The following is a 23,239-nucleotide window of genomic DNA, read 5'->3' on the forward strand; positions in this document are numbered from 1 at the left end:
TAAGGTGAAGTCGCGATGAAGGAATTATTCGCTCGAAGAGGGCTCCCTAATGTAATTCAGAAGTTGGAAAATGGGGAAACGGTGACAATCGTCTATTTTGGCGGTAGTAATACCCGTTCTGAAGGATACAGGGTCATGACGGCAGAATGGCTTCGTGAGCAATATCCCAAGGCGGAAATCCGCTCTGTGAACGCAGGCATTGATGGGACAGGATCGGACCTGGGCTGCGCCCGCTTGGAGATGGATGTGCTGCGTCATCAGCCTGATCTAGTGTTTGTTGAATTTGTTGGTAACGATGGCGGAGTTCCCGAATCCAAGGCGCGGATCGAAGGAATTGTCCGTCAGATCCGCAAGCGGAGCCGGTTTACAGATATCCTGTTCGTTTATACGCTGAAGGAGCGGGATGTGGCCCTATTTCAGTCTGGGGAATACCAGAAAGGGGCTCTTATGCAGGAGGAAGTGGCCGATTATTACGGTATTCCTTCGATTCATCTGGGCGTAGCGGTCAGTCATTTGGTATCTGAGGGAAAGCTCATTTTCACCTCAAAGGCAGACCAGTCTAATCCCGGAGCCGTTATTTTTACGCATGATTCGATCCATCCGACAATTCCCGAAGGACACCAGATTTACACGGATACGATCACCCGGTCATTTGAGCAAATTAGTGAACTCCGAGATCACCTAGGAAGGTTGGAACATCACTTGCCTCAAAACCCGTTGGTCCCGGCCAATCCTTGGGAGTACGCCGCTATGCTGCCTCTGGATGACATTTCCATTTTTTCGGAAGGATGGTCTTACAGAACCCCCGATGATTTAGCTTTGGTCCGCGAGTACAATTGGTTGTTCCCCGGCCTATGGCGAGCGGTCGATCCGGAGGAGGCTATCACGGTGCAGTTCGAAGGCACTCACATCGGTCTGTTCGATATCGGGGGGCCTGATTCCGGCAGATTGAAGGTGACGGTAGATGGCGGGGAACCTTTCCTTGTCGATCGATTCACACCATACAACGATCATAATCGGAATCAGTATGTTTTCTTGCCGGAGCTCCCGAATGGGAAACATACGGTTCGCTTCGAAGTGGATACCGAGAAGACAGACAAAACGGCAGTGTTTGAGGCATGCGGCAATGAACGAAGTATGGAGCATGTTCGGCAGCATCCGGATTGGTACGATCAAACGGTGATCCAGCTTGGGAAGTTGTTGTTGGTGCAGCCGCCATTATAGTAGATAAAATCGACTTTGTTTCCATTGTAAGACCTACATCGTATCTGACTGCAGTTAAGCAGTCTAATACGATGTAGGTTTCTTTTTTAAAAATATAAGAATTTATAAGATTGTTAGCTTATAAAGGGCTTATATTTCACCGTCAAAGCTACTTCAGCGTCTAAAGGACGCTAAAGGCGTTTTTGCTTGATATAAGACTTTATATGTTTCACGCGATAAAGTATTCTTCTATTTCTACGAGAAACGGATACCCTCCTCTTGCAGAGGATGGCGAAGCCGTTTCTTCTTGCTTAAAATCTTATAAGAAATTCTTGAAATTAAAGAAATTTCAGGGTTATGTGACATGCTATGATAAAAAAGACAGAGGGGGAATTAGCCAGAAGGATAAGGCTAATTGCTTCTTTGCGATCATTCAAACAAAGGAGGGCATTAATATTTTGAAAGCGTTATCAATATAAAGGGAGGCTGTGAGTTGTATGATAAAAAGGAAGCTGTTTTTCTTAATCGTTTTCATCATGACGATGATAGTTCCTTTAAGCCTATTCGGAATAAGGACCGCTAATGCGGAGACCTTACCGTATAAGACGATTATCATCGATGACGGGAGCATCACGATCAATGATGTTGTGACACCTGATGCGGGTAACGAGAACAATGGATATTCGGCTCCGAATTGGACTACAAGTACAGGGGTGAAGGGGTATGATAATTCCAGTTCCAAATATACAAGTACAGCAGGCAGAACGATATCATGGAATCCACGACTGGAAGCGGGAACGGCGAGAATATCGTTATACAAGCTTAACTGGGAGGATAAGGCAGATAGCAATGTAAAAATTGAAATCGTTCACAATGGAACGACGGATGTTCTCTTTATGGATTTGAGACCTTCATTTGGCGCTCCTGCGGGATGGGTTGATTTGGGAGAGTACTATTTTTCTGGGATTGGTGAAGAATTCGTTAAATTGACTCGGTCTACCAGCAGCACCAGTACGATAATTACGCGTGCTGATGCGGTCAAGTTCGAAGGGAATATTCAGCAGAAAGAGCCGCATAAGACGATCATCATTGATGATGGAAGCATCACGATTGACAGTATAGTCACCGCTGATGCGAATAACGCGAATAACGGGTACTCCGCTCCTTATTGGACCACAAGTGCGGGAGTGAAGGGATACAATAATTCCAGTTCCAAATATACGGATGCTGTGGGAAGAAGCATCACATGGAATCCGCGATTGGAAGCAGGGACGGCGAGAATATCGTTCTACAAGCTTGATTGGGCGGATAAAGCAGATAGTAATGTAAAGATTGAGATTGTTCATAACGGGATTACTGATGTCATGTTTATGGATCTGAGGCCCTCGTCGGGCCCATCTGTCGGATGGGTTGATTTGGGTGAGTATTATTTCAGTGGTGCTGATTCCGAATTTGTCAGGTTGACTCGAACGCAACCTACGACGGGCACCATCATTACTCGGGCCGATGCGGTCAAGTTCGAAGGAAATATCCGGCAGCAAGCTCCACCGTTGCCCCCGCTGCGCAGCCGCATATTGGCGAATCTCAGTTACACGGAAAAAGGCAGTATCGAAAACGCAAACTATAAGGCGACCTTCTATGAAGCAGCATGGGATGGAGGCAAATCCATTGTTCGTGATATGTTCTACAAGAACACGGACACGGGGCACTGGATGCCAATAAATAATGTAGCGGAAAGACTTGAGGAACAATGGGTTTTATTGGAAGGGGATGCGGGGAGTCGAACCAATTACTACGATACGATGAACAAACGCTGGATTACATTTGACGGGATCAATTTTCCCGACAGCCACACGGCGGTATTAACCGATTCTACGCATGGAAGCGATTACGATTTTCAAGTGAACTGGTCCATGTCAGGAGACAAACCAGATGTTTCATTCGCCTTTACACCTCGCCGGGATGGCAATTATGTGATTGGCTATCAGTCTTTCACAACAGAGCTAATCTCTGGCGTCAATGAAGTTTTAAATGGTTTCAGGTCGCATGCAAAAATGGTAGGTACAGTGGAATCAACAAGCTTGAGAGAGCTGACCGCTCCGATGAGTCTGGTTGAGAAGAAAGACGGCGCGGGGAACGTTTTGTCGTATGGCGTATTTGTACCGTCGGAAGAGCTTCCGGTTGAATTTGAACCGACGGGAGGCCTTACGAAACAACGGCTTGGGATGAGTCTTGTCAACAACGAAGGCAGCGTGCAGCCGATCCTTTATGCTCCTCAGCTGGGGACTTATTCGCAAATGACCGCGGAAACCACGTATCAGTTTCATATGGGGCTAATCGCTCAAAGCAACAGTCTGTATGAGGCCTACGAGGATATTCTCCGCAATGAATACGGTTATTCGGCATACCGGGAAAATGTTGCCGATCAGTCGCTTACTGACGCGATGTTCAATATGATCGATCTGCTCAAGATAGAGCCGCAGGGGGACGACTCTGTTCATTATGTCCCGTCACCTAGCGGGTGGTGGAGCCGTGCCAAGGGCTTTATAGATATCGAGAACGAGGATAGCGTTCGAACAACATCGAATGCAGTTCTTCTGGGGGCTTACTATTTGACCGGGGATGACCAGCTTTACGATACGAGAGCGCTGCCGTCCATCCAGTATGGTGTATCGCGAAATGGTATCGGTTGGTCGCCGACACAGAAGAAAGTATACGGCGTGCCTTCGTTATGGAAAATGGCAACCCTGCCGTTCGATGTTTCAAGCGTATCCGCTGTCAATCAAATGATGGGTACTTCAGCAGGAATTGGGACGCTGGCGCAGGAAGAGTACCTTGTGCGTGATCCTGACCAGAAAGACCGGGGGCCTGTCATTCAGCCCCTTATGATGTATCGTATGACGGGGGATGCGCAGTATTTAGATGCTGCCAAGGCTGCAGCCGACAGCTACATCATTCAACATATCGATACTCCTGAATCCGTGAATGTGAGTAAAAATGAGTTTGTTTATTATTATAGCAAGCTGTGGATGGAGATCTTGGAGCTTTACGAGGAAACGAAGGATCCCAAATACTTGAATGCCGCGTACAAAGAAGCCAAACAGTACGCCACCATGTTCGTTGCTCGTCCAGTTGCTGAAGGCACCGTTACGATTCCGCAGCCGGAGACGTATAATTACGCGGAGTCGTTCCATTGGCCGGAAAGCGGTAAATACGAATATCCTAGGAGCAAGCTCCCAGAAGATGCAGCCGGGGGCGTACAAGCGGACAGTTGGCTTGTTTCACCGAGCGGATTGACGTTTGAGGCGGGAAGTACAACCGGCTATTATCGGATGAATGCGCAGGAGGCTCCTTTCATGCTGAGATTGTCACTCTATACAGGTGATAAACTGCTGCAGGATATCGCTCATAATGCGGTCATCGGACGATATTCCAGCTATCCAGGTTATTACTATAAGGGCTTCGCCGTTAGTCAACTTGAACCGGATTTTCCTCTGGAAGGCCCAAGCGGGGCTACATCTATCTATTATCACCATATGCCAGCGCAACTCGGGCAAACGATGGATTATCTGATCAGCGAACAATCGTTGAAATCGAATGGGAGTATTACATTTCCTTCCGTATTTGAAACAAATTTTTTATGGTTCAAATATCACCTCTATGGGAATAAACCAGGTCATTTTTATGGCAATTCCGACGTTTGGCTCTGGATGCCCAAGGGGATTATCCAGACCAACCATCCTCAATTGAACTGGATAACGGGTGAGAGCGGGAATAAATTCTACATCGGGTTAAGCAACGAATCGTCATCTGAAGTTCAGACTCCGATCGAATTGAATGCGCAAATCATTGGGTTCAACCCGGCACAAGATTATACCGTAACCATCATCCGCGACAATGGCACACCAGAGCAAGCGGTTATGAGTGGCGGAATCATTCATGCCACGGTTTCAAGCAAGGGAATAACCGCTATCATTGTAGAAGGACTCAACATTGATGTGCCGCTGCACCAGGTCAGAACTGCTGATACATCGGATGCAAGTTATTTCTTCGATATCCACAGTCCAATAGATGCGGTTAAAGGCATGCTAATCGTCAAGCCCGACGAAACGGTTTATGATGCTTATGTGCAGGCAAAAACGATGAAACCAGCGACAATCCATTATTCCTTGGATGGCGGGGCTACGTATATGACCATTCCAGATACGATATATCCGATGGAATGGTCGATACGGGTAAACGATTTATCCCAAACCTTCACTTATTATGTGGAATCAGACGGGAAACAGACTCGCAAGCGGACACTCTATCTGCCTGATCAGGTAACGGTAATTCCAGTTCAACCGGATTGGCAGGATGGTTCATCTATCATTGTGGATAATACGGAGGCGGAGACAGACGGCGTTTGGATACGGGATACAACGGCTAACGACTATTACTATGATAACTATGTGTATGCCAAATCGACTGCCGGCACAGCGACAAGCAGAATTCTATGGCGGCCTGAGCTGCCGGAAAGTGTGACTTACAGTGTGTATTACAAGCTTCCGCAAATAACTGCTACTAGTGAAAATTGGGCAACGAATGCCTCTTTTACCGTTTATTATAGCGGGGGCTCCGAAACGGTTACCGTTGATGAGACAACGGCCAATGGGACTTGGGTGCACCTGGGAGCTTATCCTTTTGCAGCAGGCGATAGTGGGTACGTGGAATTAACCAATAAGGCCAATAAGTCACGAGTAGTTGCGGATGCGATGATGTGGGTGGACCCGAACAAGATGCCGCAATTGGAGTCTGTGGTGATCCTGTCGGATCGGGACGAACTGCAGATGACTCAAACCGCACAACTGAACGTAACCGGCTATTTGGATAACGGTCTGATTGGTGATCTGACACAGGCAAATGTGCAGTATTTCGTTGATCGAACCGATCTGGCTGAAGTGGACAGTAGCGGTTTGTTGACCCTTCTAAGTCTCGATGGGGAAACGGATCACATTGAGGTATGGGCCACTGTAACGATTGACGGAGTGACCTTAACAACACCGCCTTTGACAATAACGATCAGAGACCTAACGGTTATTGTCGACAGCACGAATACGACTGGGTTATACACGACAGAAGGATCTTGGAGCCAAAGCAATTTAGCCGGATACAAAATTGGTGTTAAGTCCCGTTACTCTACAGTTCAAGGATCGTCGGCGACATGGAAGGCTCAGTTTCCAGAGGGGAAATATACGGTCTCCATCTACAAGCTCGTCCATACGACGGCAAACGATAATTATGTCAAAGTGGAAGTGAAGCATCAGTCGGTTACCGAAGTCACGTATATCGACGCGACAGTCGGCTCGTCGGGTTGGGTTAATCTTGGAACGTTCGACTTTACAGGAGACGGCAGTGAATATGTTCGTTTAACAAGGGTTACTCAGACAACGGTAGATCCTCCAACCCTTCCTGCCGATATGATCTATACGAGGGCTGATGCAGTCAAGTTCGAACGGCATTCCGTTAGTCCGCCGCTGCTTGCAAATGGGGTGCCAGGTAAACCGATACTATCGAATAATAGCGGTGTTGCGACAGGCTTACATGATGGCAATTATGAGGTTACGATGAATATGTGGTGGGGAAACAATGGCTCACTGTATAAGTTGTATGAGAATGGCCAATTGATTCAAACGAAGTCACTGGCCGATGCATCGCCAGCAGCCCAGACTTCCATTATTCCTATTCAAGGTAAGCCAAATGGAACTTATGTGTATACATGTGAGTTATCGAATTGGTATGGAACGACTTCATGTGATCCACACACCGTCACCGTGGCTGAGGCGAATCCCGGCAAACCTGTGTTGTCCAGTGACAACTGGGATCAAGATGGGAACTATAACATTACTGCTAATATGTGGTGGGGCACGAACGCAGCACAGTATCGATTATATGAAAATGGCGAACTTATTGAAACGCAATCTTTATCCTCACACACACCAAATGCCCAATCGGCAATTACACAAATTTCGGGAAAAGCTCCTGGCATTTATCAATATCGCGGCGAGTTTATGAATGGAAGTGGAGCAACGGTAAGTGATGTTATACAAATTATTGTAAAATAATCCTAAGAGCTGAGTGGATGAGAACGATCCATTCGGCTCTTTTATAATAAGCCTAGTTATGGTTGTTTCCGATACACAACGTACATTCGTATTTACCCTAGCTACTGACCTCTTGTTCCGAAAATGTTCTTGATGACCTCCTAGTTTTCTCCATGCTCCAATACCTCGCTCGCATTCTTATTTAACGGCGTCAGCGAAAGCAGCTGAAATAGTATTTGCTTTTTAGCTCAGATATGTGAGTATATAGGGGAAACGAATACATCGTAAAGCTTAAGAAAGTGCTATTTTTATGCGAAACATGTTATAATAAACCCATGCGTTTAGGACTTATAGATTAACTCGAAAGCAGGTTATGCCGCATGAAACAACGAGAAACTTTGAAAAAGCCTGATTGGCTTCGAATAAAACTAGCGACTGACGGTAATTTTGCTGAAATTAAAAATATGATGCGTTCCAAAACGCTGCACACCGTTTGTGAGGAAGCACGTTGTCCAAATATCTATGAATGCTGGGCGAATCGCACAGCTACATTTATGATTTTGGGCGATATTTGCACGCGCGCTTGCCGTTTCTGTGCGGTTAAGACAGGCTTGCCGACTGAGCTCGATTTGGACGAACCAGAACGGGTTGCAGAAGCAGCGGAGCAGATGGGCTTGCAGCATTGTGTTATCACTTCTGTTGCGCGCGACGACCTTAAAGATGGAGGAGCATCCATATTTGCTGCTAGCGTACATGCGATCCGCAAACGGATGCCGTTTTGTCGTGTCGAAGTGCTTATTCCCGATTTTCTTGGAAACGCGGAAGCACTGCAAATTGTGATGGATGCTAATCCTGATATTTTGAATCATAACGTCGAGACGGTGGAGAGACTTTCCGACCGTGTTCGCGCACGTGCGAAGTATAGCCGTACGATGGAGCTGCTTAGACGTGCTAAAGAGATGAAACCGAACATTCCAACCAAATCGAGCATTATGCTGGGCGTAGGAGAAGAATGGGATGAAATTTTGCAAACAATGGATGATCTTCGCGCTCAGGATGTGAATATTTTGACGCTCGGTCAATATTTGCAGCCTTCGCCAACTCATTTGCCGATTGTTCGTTATGTACATCCGGATGAATTTGCAAAACTGAAAGAAGAAGGACTGAAACGCGGTTTCAGCCATGTGGAATCCGCACCATTAGTTCGCAGTTCTTATCATGCGCATGAGCAAACGAATTCAGCACACGCGGCAATTGCTGCAGATGGTGTTGAAGAAGTAGATGAGCAGCAGGTTTCAGTTTCATCCGGCGCTTGCTCAAGCAGCATGTAATCGACGCTTAGATGAGGTGGGGTAGATGGGTTTGATTCATATCGGAGGCAAATCATACGAAATTTTGCTTGAGAACAGAAATGGCTGGAATCCAGAAGCTTTTCGTGATCGTTATAGCGAGGTGCTGGAGCGTTACGATTATATAATTGGAGACTGGGGATACAGTCAGTTACGTTTGAAGGGCTTCTTTCGTGACAATCATCAAAAGGCTACGAAAGAGAGCAGCTTTTCCGGCATGTCAGATTACATTAATGAATATTGTAATTTCGGCTGCGCGTACTTTATTTTAGAGAAAACGGTAAGCACGCAGAGAGAACCTGAGGATTATGATTTCGATGCGGAGGATCAGAAGCCGAGAATTGAGGCGGCAGATCTTCGAGCGGCGGTAGACGCGGCTTTTTCTGACCTGTCGGACTTTGCGGATGTAATGGAAGATGAAGCTTCAAATCATTCAGAGGCGACCTTGTTGCCTCCTCAAGAACGACAAAGCCGAGGATCTCGCAGCGGCGGTGAACGCAATCAAAGCGGTGGCGGACGACGAGAGTATCAACCGCGTAAGGGCCATCGAGGAAATGATCACAAGGGCAAAAAACCAATTCGGCTTGCTGCCAATGAAGCGGTTGCTGCTTCCTCTGAATCCAATCAATCCAAAAAAGACACCGGACGCTCCTAATTGGAGCCCTCCGGTGTCTTTTTTTCTAATTAATGAACGTCGTAGCCGAGGAATGCTTCGCGTACCCGATTCCAGAACGGAAATGGTCGATAACGGGCAAAGCTGACCTTTCGGCTGGATACATTGCAACGTATTGAACGGATATCGCTGCGCATAATGCTTACATGATCTATGGTGAGCTGCAGCTTCTGCTGCTTTTTCGAGATGATATCGCAATGATGATGCTGCGGAAGCAGTACCGACGAGCCAAGCGTTCGATACACGCGATTATTTATTGAAGCGATCTCCGCAATTTGCAATGATTCGATAGACGGATGCACGATTGCGCCGCCAAGACTTTTATTATAGGCTGTGCTCCCCGAAGGGGTAGAAATGACAATTCCGTCTCCGCGGAACATTTCGAACATTTCGTCATTAATGTTAATTTGCGCGACGAGCGTACCGTCCACACCTTTTAATGTAAATTCATTCAAAGAGAGGTGATGGCCGCTTTCTGTAGGCGTCACAAGCTCTATTTCTGCTAGAGGGTATCGGACGATTTTCGGTGTTTCTTCTGCCATAAACCGTACTAGCTCTTCTAACTCATCTGCTTTCCAATCCGCATAGAAGCCTAGATGTCCTGTGTGAATTCCGACAAAAGCGACATCCGTTATTTGATCGACATAGGTATGAAATGCTTTCAGCAGCGTGCCGTCCCCTCCAATGGAAATGACGATTTCAGGTGCTACGTCGTTTCGTTTGAAGCCGCGCTCTGCAGCTAGCTTATGGAATTGTGCCGCCAATGATTGGGATAACGAATCGCCTCGGTCGATAACTGCATATTTCAAGGTGAATCTCCTTCCAATCTCCGTAGTACTTAAGATGATAAAGGATATTGGCTACAAATTCAATGAGTCGCCGAGTAAGTTATTGTACAAGTATAGAATTGATATAGAATTGACGAGAAAAAACACTTTTTCTAATGGCCTTTATTTATGGACCAAGCCATCCCCATAGAATGTACACAAGTGCCATTGAAATAAAACCATGCAGCAACCTGGCCAAGAATAGAGGATAATAACGCATATTGGTTTTACTAATCAGACTGGCGATTTGAGCGTGTACAGATAATCCACCCCATGACAGCACCCAAGCTGCAATAGCGGTTTGATGGAGCAGTCCTGTACCAGCAGTACCTGCCGCCCGAGCGCCCAGTGTCACCTCGAATAAACCAAATACACCAGCATCCGCGAGCGGCTTAGGTAGTCCAATTAATCCAAACAGATAACGAAGTGCTTCGGCAAGCGCTTCTACGACACCTGCGTGAGTCAGCATTTCCATTATGACAGAGAAGAAGACGACGAGCCCGCCAACAACTATCATTAAACGGAGTGCAGATTCAATGGAGTCCTGGAGTAGCCTGCCAAAACCTCTGCCATCGAGAAGTCGCGCATCATGCATAGCTTTAAAAGCGGAAGCGATACGTGAAGCTCTACGTTTCCTTATTACTGGAGAATTACTTGCTTTACGAGCCGTTGATGTCGTATCACTAGATGTTGGAGCATGGCGATCGTGATAACGCATCAGCAGACCAATGATTAATCCGCCCCCATAATGCGCCGCCGCAAGGATGGGAGCAAGCGCGACATTTTGGAAAAATCCGACTGAAACGGCTCCGATTAAGAAAATGGGATCGGAGGTCGTCGTAAAAGCGACTAACCGTTCACCCTCAACTCGATTGATCAAACGCTGTTCCCAAAGCTTTGCTGTCAGTCTTGCACCAACGGGATAGCCCGAAATATAGCCCATTGTAACTACGAAGCCTCCGATGCCGGGCAGTCGAAATAGCGGTCTCATCAACGGGTCCAGCAGCTTGCCGAAGAAATGAACGATACCGAAGCCAAGTAGTAGTTCAGAAATTACAAAAAAAGGGAACAGAGCGGGAAACAGAACCTGCCACCATATCGAAAGACCGCGCAGCGACGAGTGCAGCGTTTCGGTCGGATAGACAGTCATTAACAGTACAATGAGCGAAGCGGCAAATGCGGTAATGGATAAAGGATGGACGAGCGCGCGCAGCAGGATGACAGCCCCCTTACGTTTTTCATACTAAAATAACTAGATCATGCAGCATTTGTACAGCCCCTCCTACACATATATGTTTGAAAGGGGACATCCATCACTTGACCCAAGTGAAATATTAACAATCCCAAAAAGAAAACGCTTGCAAAAAAGATGGATTCCTATATTTTTTATGGTACAATGGAATTACCTTTGATACGTTTGGAGTGATAAGAATGAGTATAATGGCTGGTATTCTAGTCTGCGCTTTTGTCTATGTCATCCGAGAGTCCCTTTCAGCACCAGGTGAAGAGGACTATGAAGTTTAATTATTTTATCTACTTGCCCTAGCCCGCGTATAATGACGCGGGCTCTTTCGTGTCTCTATCAAAAATTGTTGTGATATAATACTAATTACCTACATAATGGAGATGAAAATGACGATGAATAATAATATAAGCCTATATGAAGCAATTGGTGGTTCCGAGGCGTTAAGACTAGTTGTTGAGTCTTTTTACCCAAAAGTACAAGCTCATCCATTAATTGGTCCGCTTTTTCCCGAGAATATTGATCCAGTTATTGAGAAGCAATATTTATTTCTGACACAGTTTTTTGGGGGACCGCAGTTGTACTCTGATCAGTATGGTCATCCGATGATGCGTGGAAGGCATTTGCCCTTTACCATTACACCTGAGCGTGCGGAAGCGTGGCTAGACTGTATGCGTAGAGCTTTGCAAGAAGTCGGAATAGAAGAAGAACTACAATCGATTGTCATTAACAGATTATCCGGACCTGCCTACCACTTTGTAAACACATCAGAAGAGGAGACGTGATAGCTATCGAACCACTGTATCAATCGAAAATGATATGTATTTGCTGCGAAAATACGTTTATGACCTCTAGAGTACGGCCAAGCTTCAAAAGACCGATATCAATGGATTCTGACTTTTGTGGTTATTATAAAGCGGATGTAAATCCGGATTTTTACGTCGTTCGTGTATGTCCGAATTGCGGATTTGCAACGACTGAAAATGGATTGGATCGTCTAAATGATCAGCAAAAAAAACAATATAATCAGAAAATAGGAATACACTGGCAGGTGCAGGATTTTGGCGGTGAACGTACTGCGAAGCGAGCGATGACTTGCTACAAGCTAGCGCTGTTAAGCGCTCAAGCGGTTGGGGAGAAGGATCGTGTCATTGCGGGTTTATTACACCATATAGCATGGCTGCACCGATACGATATGAATCAGAACGAGGAAAAACGGTTTCTGAGCTTTGCGCTTCAAGCGTATATTCATGTATATGAGGCGGAGGGCGCAGACTTAAACAATGCGAAGCTTATGTATATGATTGGCGAGCTCAATCACCGAATAGGAGAACCGAACGAGGCTGTCAGATGGTTCTCGCGTGTCGTCAATGACAAGAAAATCGTCGATGCAGCAATGATTCGGGCAAGTAGGGAGCAATGGAAGCTCATTCGTGAGGAAATGGAAGCCAGACCCAATAAAATGTCCGGCGACACATCTGAAGCAACTGGAGCAATATTATCTACTGGTTAACGACTGCGTTTACGAAGAGTGCGGTCCATGAGCAAATAGTCATGATCAATATCAATAATTGAAACGCTGCTGTGACAGCAAGGAAATACAAGCAGTCTCTTCTTGCCATCTTTAATATTCTGGAATTCTGCCGGGTGCAACGGAAGCAGTATATTTTCCTCATCGCAATAAGGACAGCTTGTTACATAAACATCGCCCATAATAATGTCATACGGCCATGTTCGCTCAAACGGAATCATCATTTTTCTTCACTCTCTGAAGCTGGTTGAGTATCGTTCTTAGCCAGCTCCGCAAGCTTCTGCAGTAGTATGTGGCGCGGCATATGCATTAAATGCTCGATCGGGACGCCAAGCTGCTTGGAAAGCTTAACAGCTGTATCAGCCGAGATTTGCAATGGTTTAGACATGGTGTAATTCCTCCATTCTGGATATAATTAAGTTATACACCGCCGAGAAGGTTTGCGCAAATAAAAACGCGGCCGCTTCTTGGCTTTTTTTTATTTTGGAGAGAGAGGAAGATATGGAGATGAATAAAGAATACCCGCAAAGCTGGGATTTAGACGTGTTTTATGCAGGAGGTTCGAACTCGCCAGCTTTCTTGCAAGAACTTAAAGGAATGGAGCAAGATATTGCTCGGTTGGACGATCTGCTCGCTGTAGGCGCTGATGGAAACGCGGCAAACATAGAGGTAATGACAGAAATCATGCAGTCTGTCTTACTAAGACTTCGCCAATCGGAATCTTTCGTATCCTGTTTATTAGCTCAAAATATGAAAGATTCAGCGGCAAGCTCGTTAAATGATCGGGTTAAAACATTAACGGCAAGGCTTCTAGGGGTGCTGACTCGCTACGATAATTTATTGCGCGGTTTTGAAGAGAGTGAATGGCAGAACTTGCTCACGAATGAGAAGCTAGCTGAAGTGGCATACAACCTACAGGAACGCCGTGAGCTGGCAAAACATAAAATGGCTCCAGAGCTGGAGGCGCTTGCCGGTGATCTGGCTGTAGACGGCTATCACGGCTGGGGAGATTATTATAATGTCATCGTATCAAGAGCAAAATTTATAGATGTGGGTCCAGATGGAGAGAAGCGTGCCTTGTCGGCTGGTCAAATGGATAATCGCTTATCTGATGCTGACCGTACTATTCGCGAGGCGGCATTCAAGGAGTGGGAGAGAGAGTGGTCTGAACAGGCCGACTTATGCGCTGAAGTATTAAATCGTATATCTGGTTTTCGTTTAAAGCTATATGAGAAGCGAGGCTGGAAATCCGTACTTCAAGATCCACTTCAAATGAATCGAATGAGTGACGCAACGCTGCAGGCGATGTGGGCGGCTATTATGGAGGGTAAGCAGGAGCTGGTACGCTATTTGGAACGGAAAGCAAAACTGCTTGGAGTCGATAAGTTAGATTGGCATGACGTTGAAGCGCCGATCGGCACTGCATCGAGAACGGTCCCGTATGCAGAAGCTGCAGACTTTATAGTAGAGCAGTTCCGAAAATTTAGTCCTGAGCTGGCTAATTTTTCGGAAATAGCATTCCGTGACGGCTGGATAGAAGCGGAAGACCGCGCAGGCAAGCGTCCAGGCGGTTTCTGCACTGCATTTCCAAAGACAGGTCAAACACGCATCTTTATGACCTATTCAGGAACAGCCTCTAACATCTCTACGCTTGCGCATGAGCTAGGACATGCATACCATCAGCATGTTATGAACGATTTGCCTGCACTATCGCAGGAATACGCAATGAATGTGGCAGAGACTGCTTCAACTTTCGCAGAGTTGATTGTATCTGATTCCGCAATGAAAGCTGCTGCGGAACCAGATGAGAAGCTGGCATTGCTGGAAGATAAAATTCAACGTTCCGTTGCTTTTTTCATGAATATTCATGCGCGTTTTCTATTCGAGACCAGATTCTACGAGCTTCGGAGCAAAGGTCTAGTATCCGTAGAGGAGCTTAACACGCTGATGGAAGCGGCTCAGCGAGAAGCCTTTTGTGATACGTTGGGTGAAGTGCATCCACACTTCTGGGCTTCTAAGCTGCATTTCTACTTAACGGATGTTCCTTTTTATAATTTCCCGTATACATTCGGTTATTTGTTCAGCGCGGGTATTTATGCGAGAGCACTTAATGAGGGCTCAGCGTTTGCGGATCGTTACGTTGGTTTGCTTCGTGATACAGGACGAATGACGGTTGAGCAGCTAGCTCAGAAGCATCTTGATGTGAAGCTTGAAGAAATAGATTTTTGGCGGGAAGCGGTTGCTCTGACATCGGCGGATGTTGCTTTATTTTTGGAAATGACAAAGGATAAGTGAGAGGTTAAGTAAGAACAGGTGCATTTTGCACCTGTTTTTTTGTATTTTTAGTATGAAGAAGTAATATTTCGGGGTACATTAAGATATTCAGATAATCAAAATACTGTGTGATTAATAAGTTTTATTATTATTTATTGTACGTTATATATTAATGTGATATTCTATTTAGCATATAAGAGTGTTATATGGCATTAATTTGAGTCATATAAGAATTGGAGGGGACTAAGATTCAACTATCTTCGCGGCAATTGGAGCTTCTTGAGCTCGTGAAGAAGCATTCGCCGGTAACTGGTGAACAATTGGCAGAATACCTTGGTGTAAGCAGGCCGACATTGCGTTCGGATCTATCGCTTCTCGTTATGTTAGGGCTGCTGGATGCGAAGCCGAAAGTCGGTTATTTTCTTGGCAACAATTATCGATCGAACAGTGAGCCGCTGCAGCGCTTTAATAGCATGAAGGTAAGAGAGGTGCAGGGGGTTCCTGTTAATGTTCCAGATACATTATCTGTACATGATGCGGTTATTACGTTGTTTACCGAAAATGCGGATACACTTCTAATCATTAATGACCAGAAGCGATTTGCAGGAATTGTGACGCCTAAGGATTTGCTAAAAATTACGTTGGGCAACGCTGGTGCAGCAGCCATTCCCGTCAGTATGGTGATGACCCGTTATCCTAATATCGTGACGTTAATGCCCGATGATTCAGTGATGGAAGCGATTCGCAAAATGTCGCTACATCAAGTTGATTGCCTGCCGGTAATTGTGCCTCGCGAGGAGCAGGGTCTGGATGATCCGGAAGTGACTGGATGGGTATCAAAGTCGAACATTATACGTCTGATGGCAGACATAACGACCGTTGGGGAATTGGAGGAGCCAGATTTATGAAAGAGCAAATTATTTACGTGTGCTCCGACGCTATCGGCGAAACAGCGGAAGCGGTGGCCAAGGCAACCTTGCGGCAGTTTTCATCGGAACGCGCGAAAGTTAAACGATACGGGCATTTGAAATCTGAGGATGAGATTGTTCGTATTGTTGCTGAAGCGGCTGCCAGCGGGGGATTTATAAGCTATACGCTGGTACAGCCGGAGCTGCGGGAATTAATGAAACAAGAAGCTTTGAAGGCAGGCATTCGCGCGGTAGATGTGATGGGCCCTATGATGCAAGCCTATGTTGACACCTTTGGCAGCTTTCCTAAGCGTGAGCCCGGACTGCTTCACTCCATCGACGACGAGTATCATCGTCGAATGGAAGCGATTGAATTTGCGGTGAAATACGATGATGGCAAGGATGCTAGGGGGCTTGTGCAGGCACAGGTTATTCTTATTGGGGTATCGCGAACCTCCAAAACACCGCTTAGTATATTTTTGTCACATAAAGGGATTAAGACGGCGAATTTGCCTCTGATGCCAGAGGTTAATCCGCCTGTGGAGTTGAAGTCAGCGCCTGGGCGTCTTATTGTCGGGCTTACAATGCAGGTGGATCATTTACTTGGAATTCGAACGGAACGATTAAAGACATTAGGACTTCCTTCGTCTGCGCATTATGCTTCTTCCATACGTATTCAAGAGGAGCTTGACTACGCTACAGCTGTCATGAAGTCACTTGATTGTCCAATTATTGATGTAACGAATAGAGCGATTGAAGAAACTGCAGGCATTATTACTGAATGGCTAACGAAATAAATGCTATACCAATTAATGGAGGGATCTTAATGGATAAAACGTTTGTAATGGTGAAACCTGATGGAGTAGCACGTGGTTTGGTAGGCCAAATAGTAACAAGGTTCGAAGATAAAGGCTTCAAGCTTTTAAAGGCTAGTTTAATCCAGCTTAGCAGAGAACATGCAGAACATCATTATGAGCATCTCCGTGAGAAAGCATTTTTTGGTGAGTTGGTCGATTTTATCGTATCTGGACCTGTATTTGCAATGGTATGGGAGGGTAAAGACGCCGTTATAAATGCAAGAGCACTTATTGGCGCAACTAATCCCTCAGAAGCATCGCCTGGAACGATTCGCGGTGATTATGCTATCGACGTAGCTAGCAATATCGTGCATGGCTCAGATTCGGATGAAAGCGCAGAACGGGAAATCAATCTATTTTTTCATTAGAAAAAGGAGATGATCAGATATGAAATTTTTCTTGGATACAGCTAACGTAGAGGAAATTAGACGTATTGCCAAGCTTGGACTCGTTGATGGTGTAACTACTAATCCTTCGCTTATCGCGAAGGAAGGACGGGATTTTAAACAAGTTATTCAAGAGATTTGCAGTATCGTATCTGGTCCTGTCAGCGCAGAAGTGATTAGCACGAAAGCAGAAGATATGTTGCAAGAAGCGTTTGAAATGGCGGAATGGGGCTCGAATGTGGTCATTAAGCTGCCCATGACGGAGGATGGACTGTACGCTGCGCACGCACTTGCGGAGAAGGGCATTCAAACCAATGTGACGCTTGTTTTCTCGGCGGCACAAGGACTAATGGCAGCTAAAGCGGGAGCAACCTTCATCAGTCCGTTCGTTGGCAGGCTGGATGATATCGGTGTTGAAGGGATGACACTTGTTCGTGATTTGAATACGATCATCCGAAATTATGGTTTTTCAACCGAAATTATAGTTGCAAGCATACGCCATATCGGTCATGTCGAGCAGGCTGCGATTGCTGGTGCTCATATTGCAACGATTCCTGGTTCACTATTGCCATCTCTCTGGAAGCATCCGCTCACTGATATTGGCATCGAGAAGTTTTTGAGTGACTGGGACAAGAAAAAGTAATTCCTTGGTTGACGAGATAGAAGACGATATGGTAAATTTTATACAAAGCTAAATATCGAACACGGAAGCACCGTATAGGGCTGCAGTTATCTGCGCCTATTACGGTGCTTTTTTGTGTTTTAACAATCGAAGGGAGGCCGTCTGGGGTTGAAGAGATATAAGCTTGCGGTTGCAGTGAAGGAACCAGAATATTTGAAACGATTAGCGGATTATGTTCGTGATGGACCGTTCGAAGGACAATGGCAGGTAGTAGCATTCACGCATGCGGAAGCCATCAAGCAATATTTGAAGCAAGGCTACAAGTTTGATTTATTGGCAGCACAACCGGAGCTATTGGATGAATTGAAAGATGATCAGAAGACTGTGATACCCCATATTCCAGTTGTACCATTGGTTATGAAGCTTAATGAATATGAGAAGGAGTTGCAGGTGCTTCAATTTCAAGCACTGCCGTCTCTGCTTCAACGATTATCTCAGATCCGGGCAAGCTTTGAAATTGTTCAAGCACATTCAACGGCTAGGGATGAAGGAACATCAAGCCCAATGGTTATTACTGTTCATTCCGCCGCTGGCGGTGTCGGGAAAACGGCTTTGGCGCTGCATCTTGTACAGGCTGCCAGCTCACATTCGTACAAAACCTTTTATTTGAATTTAGAGCTGTGGAATACAACCGACAATTGGCTAGGAGATAGCTATACGGACTATGCGGACGATACGTCACCAAGCGAAGGATTTTCGGAGCTGCTGTATGGGGTGAAATCGCAATCTAAGCAAATGTTTAGCTGGCTTACACAGCATCGCAAGCGTCATCCCTTGCTGAACGGGGATTACTTAGCACCCTTCACAAATATGGAGGATCGGATGGCATTAACCCCAGAAGATGCAACTAGCATTTTAGATGTTATCGTTAAAAGCAGGCAGTATGATCTCATAGTGATTGATTTAGATAATGGTCTCAGTGATCTTCATCAAGCAATGATTGAGCAAGCGGATCAGGTTCTATGGGTTATGGATGATAGCTTGTCTGCATTAAATAAACAAAAGCTGGCGCTTAAATATGGTGAACAGAGGTGGGGAGAGAAATTTACTTGTTTAACACATAAATTCGAGTTCATAAGAAATAGAGCTTCTCAGTCTGATCATTCGAAAGAGATAGAGGTGAGTGACCGATTGAAACACGCTTGTATTGCGCTGCCTGATGTGCCTGAATGGCGTATATCAAGCGGGGCGACTCTGCTGTCATCGCCTTTGTTTCGGGCTTCGGTGGAGAGGCTGTTTAAATACCTGACAAGGGAAGGAGGGGACGTCATTGCTGACAGATAATACCGTACTCGATTTGCGTAATAAGGTCCGTTCAAAAATAGACTTCAGCGGTGCGTTATCTGACGACAGTCTTACACGTATTGTGGAAGAAATTGTGTTTGAATGGTGTGAACGAAATCCGCTGACGGCCACTGAGAAGGTGAGTCTTGTGCGCAGACTGTTCCACTCCTTTAGAGGTCTGGATATTTTGCAGCCGCTAATGGAAGATGCATCAGTGAGTGAAATTATGATCAACCACCATGCTGAAATTTTTGTTGAACGCAGGGGACGGATGACGCAGCTGCCGGTTGCTTTTGAAAGTAGGGAACGGCTGGAGGATCTCATTCAGACTGTTGTTGCTAGCGTAAATCGCGTCGTTAATGAATCTTCACCTATTGTTGATGCGAGGTTGAAGGATGGCTCTCGCGTGCATGTAGTGCTGCCTCCTGTCGCGTTAAAGGGACCTTGCATGACCATTCGAAAGTTTCCTGAACAGCCCCTTACAATGAAGCAGCTCGTAGCGCTTGGCTCATTATCGATTGAAGCTGCACAATTTCTTGAAGAAATGATAAGCGCTCAATATAACATTTTCATAAGCGGAGGCACTGGAACGGGGAAAACAACCTTTCTCAACGCATTATCGCAATTCATTCCGAATGATGAACGAATCGTTACTATTGAGGATTCAGCTGAGCTGCAAATTCGGACCATGCCAAACCTTGTTTCCCTCGAGACACGTAATTCGAATACGGAGGGTAAAGGGGAAATAACGATTCGTGATTTAATCCGAGCATCTCTGCGCATGCGTCCAAATCGAATTATCGTTGGTGAGGTGCGAGGCGGTGAAGCTTTGGATATGCTGCAAGCATTAAATTCAGGACACTCTGGGAGCATGTCCACTGGCCATAGTAATGGAGCAAGGGATATGATTGCCCGTCTTGAGACAATGGTACTCAGCGCGGCGGATTTGCCTGTTACGGTCATTCGTCAACAAATTGCCTCCGCTATTGATATTATCATCCATTTATCTCGATTTCGGGATAGTACGCGCAAGGTGACCGAAATTTATGAAGTGATAGGTGTAGAAGCGGGTGAAGTATTGCTTAATCCATTATTTCTGTTTCAGGAGGAGGGGGAAGCAGAGGGGCGAGTGATCGGAGCGCTTAAGCGGACGGACAATAGTCTCATTCGAACAGAAAAGCTGATCATGGCGGGAATAGCGAGCAGGGGAGGCCTGGTGAGTTGAGCGGCTTAAACGAATGGAGTATTCAAAAGGGGCTGACTTGGTGCGGCTGGGAAAGCGGGTCGGCAGCAGCCAAACGTCGAAGAGGCAGTTCATTAACGGATTATAGTAAATATCAGTTAAGTCGTCGACAGTTTTTGGTTACTGCGGTTGTTGCTGCATGCGTCATTTTCGCAGGAGTTTACTTGTTCTATCATTCGGTTCTTGTATCTTCTGTCGGAGCAGCAGCAGGTATGTTAGCCCCCCGCTTTAGGCAGAGAAAGATGCTGCTTCGTCGCAAGGACAGGCTAAAGCTGCAATTTAAAGAAGCGCTATTTTCTTTAACCTCATCTTTAGCTGCAGGACGCTCTATTGAAAATGCATTTCTTTCTACACTTGATGATTTGAAGCTGCTATACCCTGACTCACGAACTGAAATTCTGCTGGAATTTCAAGTTATCAGCTTCCGATTGGACAATGCTGAGCCGCTTGAGCAAGCATTGCGAGGATTTGCTGATCGTGCCCAGATTGACGAAATAACGCAATTCGTAGATGCCTTGACAGCGTGCAAGCGCTCAGGAGGAGATTTGCTGGAGGTAATGAAGCGCACCTCGACCATTATTGGCGAGAAGCTAGAAATTGAGCAGGAGATTTCGGTAATGATCGCACAAAAAAAGTTTGAGGCGCGAATTATGATGGCAGTTCCTTTTGTATTTTTAGCTTTTTTGGGCTTTGCCGCTCCCGATTATATGGCTCCCTTGTATGGAGGAATGGGCTATATTCTACTAACGGCAGCGCTTGCTCTTTTACTCCTATGTTTCTGGGTAATGAACAGAATCATGAGCATTCGGATGTAGAAGGAGGATGGACGGATGTCCGCAGCAGTTGTAACGCTGCTTACTGCCATATGGTTGTACTTAATCGGAGCAAGAGTAATAAAGCTCGTTTGGAAGCAAGCGTTCCAACTCGCGGGCAAGCTTAAAGCGCCTGCACCTGTGCTGCCTCTAAGACAGCTTATTATGAATGACCCATTTGCTCGTATCTTAGAACGGCTACGATTGTTCGACGCTCTCCAGCTCCAGCTTGGCAGCTTTCATATGAAGCTCATTATTTTGAACGGAAACGATTGGACAATTGAGCGAACAAAATTAGAGATAGCGGCCTCCATAGGAAATGGTTATGCGGCGCTAACAGGCTGTGCGTGGCTCAGCTTACTGGCCAATGAACCGTTGCTGCTTATGATGGGACTCGTATTTGGCGTCGTACTATCTATTCGTCAAGTAATAGAGGCAAGACGAAGGGTGGAGCAGCGCAAGCAGCAAATGATTACAGAGCTGCCGGATATGCTAAGCAAGCTGATGCTGTTAGTTGGCGCAGGTGAAACGGTAAACCATGCTTTGGCACGCTGCTTGGAAAGGAAAGAAACGGATGCACATCCATTATACAAGGAGTGGAATGATACGGTTTCGTCGATACACAATGGACAATCGTTCAATAATGCTATAGAACGCTTTAACCGACGGTGCGCTGTACAGGAGGTTTCTATTTTCACGACGGTGCTGCTTCTCAATTACCGCCGCGGTGGCGAGCATTTCGTTCTCGCACTAAGGGAGCTATCGTATACGTTATGGGAGAAAAGGAAGGCGATAGCTAGAGCGCGCGGGGAGGAGGCTTCATCTAAACTGGTTTTTCCGCTCGTAGGTATTTTACTCGTATTAATGATTCTAGTAGCTGCACCTGCAGTATTGCTGATGTCTTAATCCAAATAGGAAAGGAAGATGGATCCATGAGAAAGCTAGGTCAAGCTATTCGGTCACTTTGGAAAGAGGAAGACGGTCTTGGGACGCTTGAAATAATATTAATTATTGCAGTTGTTATTATTATTGCGCTTCTGTTTAAAGATTGGGTTATTGCGCTTATTGAACGGTTAATGGGTAAAGCTGACGACGAAGCGGATAAAATATTTAGTTAGTCATAGGATGGGATAGGTGGTGAAGACGGTGAGACTAGAGCGGAAAACTGGATTGCTTCAAGGTTTGAAGAAAGAGCAAGGCAGCTTCACGCTAGAATCAACGATGGTGTTCCCGATACTGCTCTCGCTAATCCTCCTCTTTATTATGTTTGGCATGTATATGTATCAGAAGGTTGTTCTATATTATGCCGCCTCTTCTACGGCCGAACGCGCAGCCTTTGGATGGGATAATAGCTTTCGTGATTCTAGAAGCGGAATGCTCTCTGAGCCGAAGTATGACAGCCTATATTGGAGATTGAGTGAGGATGAAATGCTCACCGGCCTATTTGGGATAGGAGGGGAAGAAGCTGATGCAGTAGTCGATCTTCCTTTGGATAAATCGGTTGGAGAGAGCAGTAAATCTGATTTATCCCATCGAAAAATGGAGCAGTCCGTTAATTGGTTTGGGCAAGCTGGACTTGCCTACGAGGGGGAAATCAGCTATTCGCATGCTCTGTTGAAACGAAAAGTGGAAGTGAAGCTGAAGCAGCCCCTATCCCTGTCACTTTTGGAAGAGAATTGGCTAAAACAAGTGCCGAAGACGGTAACTGCTGCTTCAATAGTTGATCCCGTAGAATTTATTCGTAGTGTGGATCTAGTCAGATATTTTTCAAAGAAGCTTAAGAGCAATGGGAGTGAAGGAAATTACTCGAAGACACATGCTGGCAAGGTGTTGTCACCCTATAAAGATGCTAAGTCGTCTCTAACGCAATGAATGCTTCAATAT

At 45.8% G+C, this 23,239-nt stretch carries 21 protein-coding genes; 17 read left to right on the top strand and 4 right to left on the bottom strand.

Features of this window, described 5'->3' with window-relative positions:
* Positions 1 to 15 precede the first annotated feature (15 nt).
* From AC0YN7_RS24515 to AC0YN7_RS24530, 4 genes are all read left to right on the top strand, one after another.
* Positions 16 to 1,224: an SGNH/GDSL hydrolase family protein gene (locus AC0YN7_RS24515; protein WP_475812643.1), complete on the top strand. Its 1,209-nt coding sequence runs from the start codon at positions 16 to 18 to the stop codon at positions 1,222 to 1,224.
* 476 nt (positions 1,225 to 1,700) lie between these two features.
* Positions 1,701 to 7,307, top strand: a complete 5,607-nt coding sequence (locus tag AC0YN7_RS24520) for a golvesin C-terminal-like domain-containing protein (protein WP_475812644.1) — start codon at positions 1,701 to 1,703, stop codon at positions 7,305 to 7,307.
* A gap of 359 nt (positions 7,308 to 7,666) precedes the next feature.
* On the top strand, positions 7,667 to 8,617 hold the full coding sequence (lipA, locus tag AC0YN7_RS24525) for a lipoyl synthase (protein ID WP_475812645.1): 951 nt from the start codon (positions 7,667 to 7,669) through the stop codon (positions 8,615 to 8,617).
* 25 nt (positions 8,618 to 8,642) lie between these two features.
* Positions 8,643 to 9,290: a YutD family protein gene (locus AC0YN7_RS24530; protein ID WP_475812646.1), complete on the top strand. Its 648-nt coding sequence runs from the start codon at positions 8,643 to 8,645 to the stop codon at positions 9,288 to 9,290.
* Between the two features lie 29 nt (positions 9,291 to 9,319).
* Here AC0YN7_RS24530 and AC0YN7_RS24535 read toward each other — a convergent pair whose 3' ends face one another.
* Entirely contained in the window at positions 9,320 to 10,117 is a 798-nt protein-coding gene (locus AC0YN7_RS24535) for an NAD kinase (protein WP_475812647.1), read from the bottom strand.
* Between the two features lie 145 nt (positions 10,118 to 10,262).
* A complete protein-coding gene (gene ylbJ, locus AC0YN7_RS24540; RefSeq protein ID WP_475812682.1) occupies positions 10,263 to 11,351 on the bottom strand; it encodes a sporulation integral membrane protein YlbJ in 1,089 nt (362 codons plus the stop codon).
* A 422-nt stretch (positions 11,352 to 11,773) separates the two neighbouring features.
* Here ylbJ and AC0YN7_RS24545 point away from each other — a divergent pair, with 422 nt between their 5' ends.
* Both AC0YN7_RS24545 and AC0YN7_RS24550 read left to right on the top strand, forming a co-directional pair.
* Entirely contained in the window at positions 11,774 to 12,163 is a 390-nt protein-coding gene (locus AC0YN7_RS24545) for a globin domain-containing protein (protein WP_475812648.1), read from the top strand.
* Positions 12,163 to 12,891, top strand: coding sequence for a DUF2225 domain-containing protein (locus AC0YN7_RS24550; RefSeq protein WP_475812683.1), 729 nt, complete (start codon positions 12,163 to 12,165; stop codon positions 12,889 to 12,891). Before AC0YN7_RS24545 ends, AC0YN7_RS24550 begins: the two co-directional genes overlap by 1 nt.
* Here the strand turns inward: AC0YN7_RS24550 and AC0YN7_RS24555 are convergent.
* Positions 12,888 to 13,130, bottom strand: a complete 243-nt coding sequence (locus AC0YN7_RS24555; RefSeq protein ID WP_475812684.1) for a hypothetical protein — start codon at positions 13,128 to 13,130, stop codon at positions 12,888 to 12,890. The two genes, AC0YN7_RS24550 and AC0YN7_RS24555, sit on opposite strands and share 4 nt — an antisense overlap.
* Positions 13,130 to 13,297 (bottom strand): YycC family protein, encoded by a 168-nt coding sequence (locus AC0YN7_RS24560; RefSeq protein WP_475812649.1) that lies wholly within the window; start codon positions 13,295 to 13,297, stop codon positions 13,130 to 13,132. Before AC0YN7_RS24560 ends, AC0YN7_RS24555 begins: the two co-directional genes overlap by 1 nt.
* A gap of 119 nt (positions 13,298 to 13,416) precedes the next feature.
* Here AC0YN7_RS24560 and AC0YN7_RS24565 point away from each other — a divergent pair, with 119 nt between their 5' ends.
* The 11 genes from AC0YN7_RS24565 (at position 13,417) to AC0YN7_RS24615 (ending at position 23,227) form a co-directional block, all read left to right on the top strand.
* Positions 13,417 to 15,204, top strand: a complete 1,788-nt coding sequence (locus AC0YN7_RS24565; RefSeq protein ID WP_475812650.1) for a M3 family oligoendopeptidase — start codon at positions 13,417 to 13,419, stop codon at positions 15,202 to 15,204.
* A gap of 248 nt (positions 15,205 to 15,452) precedes the next feature.
* Positions 15,453 to 16,091: a helix-turn-helix transcriptional regulator gene (locus tag AC0YN7_RS24570; RefSeq protein ID WP_475812685.1), complete on the top strand. Its 639-nt coding sequence runs from the start codon at positions 15,453 to 15,455 to the stop codon at positions 16,089 to 16,091.
* Positions 16,088 to 16,888 (top strand): pyruvate, water dikinase regulatory protein, encoded by an 801-nt coding sequence (locus AC0YN7_RS24575; protein ID WP_475812651.1) that lies wholly within the window; start codon positions 16,088 to 16,090, stop codon positions 16,886 to 16,888. Before AC0YN7_RS24570 ends, AC0YN7_RS24575 begins: the two co-directional genes overlap by 4 nt.
* A 29-nt stretch (positions 16,889 to 16,917) precedes the next feature.
* Positions 16,918 to 17,316 (top strand): nucleoside-diphosphate kinase, encoded by a 399-nt coding sequence (gene ndk / locus AC0YN7_RS24580; RefSeq protein WP_475812652.1) that lies wholly within the window; start codon positions 16,918 to 16,920, stop codon positions 17,314 to 17,316.
* A 19-nt stretch (positions 17,317 to 17,335) separates the two neighbouring features.
* Positions 17,336 to 17,977 carry a fructose-6-phosphate aldolase gene (gene fsa / locus AC0YN7_RS24585; RefSeq protein WP_475812653.1) on the top strand — a complete coding sequence of 214 codons (642 nt, stop codon included), beginning with the start codon at positions 17,336 to 17,338 and terminating at the stop codon, positions 17,975 to 17,977.
* A gap of 147 nt (positions 17,978 to 18,124) precedes the next feature.
* Positions 18,125 to 19,300, top strand: coding sequence for a CpaE/TadZ family protein (locus AC0YN7_RS24590; protein ID WP_475812654.1), 1,176 nt, complete (start codon positions 18,125 to 18,127; stop codon positions 19,298 to 19,300).
* On the top strand, positions 19,290 to 20,525 hold the full coding sequence (locus AC0YN7_RS24595) for a CpaF family protein (RefSeq protein ID WP_475812686.1): 1,236 nt from the start codon (positions 19,290 to 19,292) through the stop codon (positions 20,523 to 20,525). Before AC0YN7_RS24590 ends, AC0YN7_RS24595 begins: the two co-directional genes overlap by 11 nt.
* A complete protein-coding gene (locus AC0YN7_RS24600) occupies positions 20,522 to 21,358 on the top strand; it encodes a type II secretion system F family protein (RefSeq protein WP_475812655.1) in 837 nt (278 codons plus the stop codon). The genes AC0YN7_RS24595 and AC0YN7_RS24600 overlap by 4 nt, the downstream gene beginning before the upstream one ends.
* Before the next feature lie 15 nt (positions 21,359 to 21,373).
* Positions 21,374 to 22,261 (top strand): type II secretion system F family protein, encoded by an 888-nt coding sequence (locus AC0YN7_RS24605; protein ID WP_475812656.1) that lies wholly within the window; start codon positions 21,374 to 21,376, stop codon positions 22,259 to 22,261.
* 26 nt (positions 22,262 to 22,287) lie between these two features.
* Positions 22,288 to 22,473: a Flp1 family type IVb pilin gene (locus tag AC0YN7_RS24610; protein ID WP_475812657.1), complete on the top strand. Its 186-nt coding sequence runs from the start codon at positions 22,288 to 22,290 to the stop codon at positions 22,471 to 22,473.
* Between the two features lie 19 nt (positions 22,474 to 22,492).
* Positions 22,493 to 23,227: a TadE/TadG family type IV pilus assembly protein gene (locus tag AC0YN7_RS24615; protein ID WP_475812658.1), complete on the top strand. Its 735-nt coding sequence runs from the start codon at positions 22,493 to 22,495 to the stop codon at positions 23,225 to 23,227.
* Positions 23,228 to 23,239: the final 12 nt, after the last annotated feature.

It is taken from the genome of Paenibacillus sp. J31R122 (assembly GCF_056269185.1).

What these genes read in the sequence shown, in the direction of transcription:
- AC0YN7_RS24545 (WP_475812648.1), top strand. Translation starts at nt 11,774, where the DNA reads ATGAATAATAATATAAGCCTATATGAAGCAATTGGTGGTTCCGAGGCG.
- AC0YN7_RS24530 (WP_475812646.1), top strand. Translation starts at nt 8,643, where the DNA reads ATGGGTTTGATTCATATCGGAGGCAAATCATACGAAATTTTGCTTGAG.
- AC0YN7_RS24605 (WP_475812656.1), top strand. Translation starts at nt 21,374, where the DNA reads ATGTCCGCAGCAGTTGTAACGCTGCTTACTGCCATATGGTTGTACTTA.
- AC0YN7_RS24560 (WP_475812649.1), bottom strand. Translation starts at nt 13,297, where the DNA reads ATGTCTAAACCATTGCAAATCTCGGCTGATACAGCTGTTAAGCTTTCC.
- AC0YN7_RS24555 (WP_475812684.1), bottom strand. Translation starts at nt 13,130, where the DNA reads ATGATTCCGTTTGAGCGAACATGGCCGTATGACATTATTATGGGCGAT.
- ndk (WP_475812652.1), top strand. Translation starts at nt 16,918, where the DNA reads ATGGATAAAACGTTTGTAATGGTGAAACCTGATGGAGTAGCACGTGGT.
- AC0YN7_RS24565 (WP_475812650.1), top strand. Translation starts at nt 13,417, where the DNA reads ATGAATAAAGAATACCCGCAAAGCTGGGATTTAGACGTGTTTTATGCA.
- AC0YN7_RS24575 (WP_475812651.1), top strand. Translation starts at nt 16,088, where the DNA reads ATGAAAGAGCAAATTATTTACGTGTGCTCCGACGCTATCGGCGAAACA.
- AC0YN7_RS24520 (WP_475812644.1), top strand. Translation starts at nt 1,701, where the DNA reads ATGATAAAAAGGAAGCTGTTTTTCTTAATCGTTTTCATCATGACGATG.
- AC0YN7_RS24515 (WP_475812643.1), top strand. Translation starts at nt 16, where the DNA reads ATGAAGGAATTATTCGCTCGAAGAGGGCTCCCTAATGTAATTCAGAAG.
- fsa (WP_475812653.1), top strand. Translation starts at nt 17,336, where the DNA reads ATGAAATTTTTCTTGGATACAGCTAACGTAGAGGAAATTAGACGTATT.
- lipA (WP_475812645.1), top strand. Translation starts at nt 7,667, where the DNA reads ATGAAACAACGAGAAACTTTGAAAAAGCCTGATTGGCTTCGAATAAAA.
- AC0YN7_RS24610 (WP_475812657.1), top strand. Translation starts at nt 22,288, where the DNA reads ATGAGAAAGCTAGGTCAAGCTATTCGGTCACTTTGGAAAGAGGAAGAC.